At 59.0% G+C, this 3,767-nt stretch carries 1 protein-coding gene; it reads left to right on the forward strand.

Going from position 1 to position 3,767, the window contains the following annotated elements; all coding sequences use genetic code 11:
* Positions 1-644: 644 nt before the first annotated feature.
* Positions 645-3,638: a vitamin B12-dependent ribonucleotide reductase gene (locus ABX749_RS25505; RefSeq protein WP_372898486.1), complete on the forward strand. Its 2,994-nt coding sequence runs from the start codon at positions 645-647 to the stop codon at positions 3,636-3,638.
* Positions 3,639-3,767 lie beyond the last annotated feature (129 nt).

A 3,767-nucleotide genomic window follows, 5' to 3' on the forward strand; every position in this document is an offset into this window, starting at 1 on the left:
CACCCATCCCCCCTGTTGATCCGAGTCCCGCTAGAAAAGTTTTTGTCACGCACATGTTTTCCACCAAGCTCCCACTCAACCACGGAATCTTCACTAACCCTTCATGTCGCCTAGGCTTACGTCGACGACCGGGTGACGCGGCGGCGGCGGGGGGCGCCGTGAAGATCCACGTAACCCATTTGCAGGCAAAGGGTTGCAAATCGTCCAGGAATTTCATTGACACCCTAAAAGCAATCTCTAAGATTCTTCGCGTCGCCCATATTTAGTGCTGACCGCGGCAAATTCCACTACCGGTAGTGACATCATTACTGATATTGCTGGATTTGACGCGAGTGGCCCTTAGGAAGACTAGCACGGTCGGGAAGGATCCCAGGAGGACTTCTTTGCCGCTGTCTCGGCATCCTCATGTGGGCTGACGTGATTGATGTGTTCTTATTTCCCTTTTTCACGGACGACCAAAACCATTCAATCAGTGCGATGAATCCCCCCCGGGCAGAGCCTGCCGGTGGAGTTTTCATGCCGACGAGGCGGCGCACGATGCGGGGCACAGACCATTTGTGTCGGGCCATTCGCGTCGGACGACCTACTGAAGGATAATCGAATGGAGTTGGTCCCACGGACGATTCACGGAGTTTGTTTCAACGATGGCAACTGTTCTCCCCACTCAATCTCAGTCTTCGGCCGGTGGTGACCCTGACTTCGAAAAGGTCAACGAGCAACACGGCTTGGACTACGCGACGGGCGTTTTTGGCACGACACTGCGTGGCGGCCGATCCGGCCTGAAGGTCGATCCGGTCTTCTGCCCCGCCGACGGCAAGACCCCCTTTGCAACGACGCAGTGGGAACTGCGTTCGGCCGCGATCAAGGACGAAAATGGCAAGGCGCTGTTTGAGCAGCACAATTGCGAGGTGCCTGCCAAATGGAGCCAATTGGCGACCAACGTGGTCGTCAGCAAGTATTTTTACGGTGACCCCAAGAAGATGGAGGAGCGTGAGCGTTCGGTGCGTCAGTTGGTGCATCGCGTGACGCGGACGATCGCCGACTGGGGTTTGGCCGATGGCTACTTCGACACGCCCGCCGATGGCGAAAATTTCTATCGTGACCTGACTTGGTTGTGTCTGCATCAGCACGGTGCCTTCAACAGCCCGGTCTGGTTCAACGTCGGGCTGCACCAGCAATACGGCGTGACCGGTGCCAAGTGCAACTGGGCCTGGGACCGTACGGCCAACGAAACGTTCCAGCCCGAGAATCCCTACGAGTTCCCGCAGGGCAGTGCGTGCTTCATCCAGGCTGTCGAAGACAACATGGAAGACATCATGCGTCTGGCCTGTGCCGAAGCGATGTTGTTCAAGTTCGGTTCTGGAACGGGCACGGACCTGTCGACGATCCGATCATCGCGTGAAAAACTCTCCGGTGGCGGAACGCCGTCGGGCCCGTTGTCCTTCATGCGTGTGTATGACTCGATCGCCGGCGTGGTCAAAAGCGGCGGAAAGACGCGTCGTGCCGCCAAGATGCAGTCCCTGAAAGTCTGGCACCCGGACATTCTGGAGTTCATCGAAAGCAAGTGGTCGGAAGAGAAGAAAGCGCATGCCTTGATTCGCGAAGGCTACGATTCGAACTTCAACGGCGAAGCCTACAGCAGCGTTTGCTTCCAGAACGCGAACCTGTCGGTTCGCTTGACCGACGACTACATGCACGCGGTCCGCGACGGCCAACGTTGGCAAACCCATTGGGTCTCGGACAAGGCGTCCGGCGACGCACCGTCGTATGACGCCAAAGAATTGCTCAACAAGATGTCCGAGTGTGCCTGGCACTGCGGTGACCCCGGCGTCCAGTACGACACGACGATCAACAACTGGCACACCTGCCCCAACAGCGGCGCGATCAACGCATCCAACCCGTGCTCGGAATACATGTTCCTGGACAACACGGCTTGCAACCTGGCGTCGATCAATCTGATGAAGTTCGCCGGCAGCGACGGATCGTTCGACGTGGCACGTTTCCGTGCCGCCGCACGGTTGTTCTTCATCGCCCAGGAGATCCTGGTCGATCACGCCAGCTATCCGACCGAGCCGATCGCTCGCAACAGCCACAAATTCCGCCCCTTGGGACTCGGCTATAGCAACCTGGGCTCGCTGATCATGTCGCGTGGCATGCCGTACGACTCCGACGCCGCACGCGGGCTGTGCGGATCGTTGACGGCATTGATGCACGGTGAAGCCAACCGCACGAGCGCCGAACTGGCGGGAGTCGTTGGTCCGTTTGACGGCTACAGCGAAAACGAAAAACCGATGCTCGGTGTGATGCGAATGCACCGCGAGGCCGCCGACAAGATCAACGACGAAGGCCCTGCGGATCTGAAGCAAGCCGCCCAAAAGCTGTGGGACGATGTCCTGGAGATTGGCGAACGGTATGGTTTCCGAAACGCCCAAGCGACCGTGCTGGCCCCGACCGGTACCATCAGCTTCATGATGGACTGCGACACGACCGGCATCGAGCCGGACATCGCACTGGTGAAATACAAGCAGCTCGCCGGCGGCGGCATGCTGAAGATCGTCAACCAGACCGTCGCTGCGGCTCTCCAGAAACTCGGTTACACGTCCGATCAAATCGAAGCCATCCTGGCGTTCGTCGATGTCAATGATACGATCGAAGGTGCACCGGAACTGAAAACCGAACACCTGCCGGTGTTTGATTGTGCCTTCACCCCTGCCAATGGGGTTCGGAGCATTTCCTGGCGAGCCCACATCACGATGATGGCCGCCGCCCAACCGTTCCTCTCCGGAGCGATCAGCAAGACCGTCAACATGCCGCAGGACGTGACCCCGTCGGACATCGCCGATGCCTATTACTGGGGTTGGGAACTGGGACTCAAAGCGATCGCCATCTATCGCGACGGCAGCAAACAGTCCCAACCGCTGAACACGTCGTCCGACGAAGGCGAAGAGGCCAACGGCAAGCAAGTGGTCACCAAGACGGTCGAAAAGATCGTCTACAAGCCACGCCGCGAACGGTTGCCCGACACCCGCAGCAGCGTAACGCACAAGTTCACCATCGCCGGACACGAAGGTTATCTGTGCGTCGGTCAATATCCCGACGGACGACCGGGCGAAGTCTTCATCACGATGGCCAAAGAAGGTTCAACCGTCGGCGGCATCATGGACAGCTTCGGCACCGCACTTTCGATCGCGCTGCAATACGGCGTCCCGCTGGAGGTGCTGGTCAACAAGTTCAGCCACACCCGGTTCGAACCGATGGGTCACACCAGCAACAAGGACATCCGCATCGCCAAGAGCGTCGTGGACTACATCGCGCGGTGGCTGGGGCTGACCTTCATGAGCAAGGATTCCAGCATCACCGCCGATCCGCTGCCGACCGCGACCAGCGATCCGATCAACAGCAGCAACGGCCCCGAAGTCGCCGCTGCCGAGTCGTCGATCATGGCGTCCGAGCGAGCCGGCATCCTGGCCAGCTTGAACGGAGGCAACGGCAACGGTCACAAAGAAGGAAACCGACAGGACCAGTTTGCCAGATTCCAAATCGACGCCCCGAGCTGCGATAACTGTGGCAGCATCACGGTGCGGAACGGAAACTGCTACCTCTGTCACAACTGTGGCGCCAGCATGGGTTGCAGCTGATCGGTCCCGCATCGCATTGCCAAACGACGAAAGGCCCACGCGAAAGCGTGGGCCTTTTTTTTGGGGAGGCAACCGGGGGCTCGCGGCCAATAGCGTTACGAACGCATCACCGCGGCTGAAGGCGGTTAG

Source organism: Stieleria sp. (genome assembly GCF_041595215.1).
GTDB classification, from domain to species: Bacteria; Planctomycetota; Planctomycetia; order Pirellulales; family Pirellulaceae; genus Stieleria; species Stieleria magnilauensis.